We start from the raw sequence: 755 nt of genomic DNA on the forward strand, positions 1-755 counted from the left end.
ATGCCCACCATGTTACCAACCCGCTCCTCGAAGCCGCGTACCAGTGCATCCACCTGCATCGCGCGCTTCTCGCGGCCGGCGCGGCTCGCCTCTTGCTCGGCGCTCAATCGATCTGCGGCCACCATATTATCGCGGAACACTCCTACTGCGCTGGCCATACCACCGATTTCATCGCCACGACCGATGCCTGGGATCTGCACGCTCATCTCCCGAGCCGCCAGTTGCCGCATTGCCTCTGTCATGGCTGTGACCGGAGCTGAGATACTGCGGGTCATAGAAAGGCCTACTGCCAGACAAACGGCAACCATCGCGACGAGAAGAATGATGATCCAAGCCATGGCCGTTGCGCCGACGCTGCCTGCGTAATCGACGACGCCGTCAGACTGCCGGTCCTGAAAGCCAACTGCCTTCTCGATCGCGCCACGCAGGGCAAGCCCCTCGGTGCGGATCCCGCCTGAGAGCATGGCCTCCGCCCTGTCACGCTGGCCACTCTGGACCAGTGCTGCGAAGCCTTGCTCGGCCGTCGAAAAGCGATCCCAGCCAGACCTGAGGCTATTCGCGAGTTGCCGTTCTTCGCCGGGATCGACGCCCGCCTCGTAGTCCGCAAACGTTTTTGCAAACCGCTGACGTGCTTCTGCGACCGAGTTGGCAAGACTGGCTCGCTCCTCCGAAGTCGAGGCCAGCAGCAGGAGCCCATCCGTGGAGCGGATCCGCTCAAGCTGTACGCCCATGACGGAAAGCCGCCGGATGTCGCT

At 62.9% G+C, this 755-nt stretch carries 1 protein-coding gene; it reads right to left on the reverse strand.

Translation table 11 applies throughout. The annotated features are described in order from the left end of the window. Nucleotides 1–755, reverse strand: a 755-nt coding sequence (locus IBL26_RS25445) for an MCP four helix bundle domain-containing protein (protein WP_187787285.1), incomplete at both ends; no start/stop codon positions are given.

It is taken from the genome of Teichococcus aerophilus, assembly GCF_014490485.1.
GTDB classification, from domain to species: domain Bacteria; phylum Pseudomonadota; class Alphaproteobacteria; order Acetobacterales; family Acetobacteraceae; genus Pseudoroseomonas; species Pseudoroseomonas aerophila.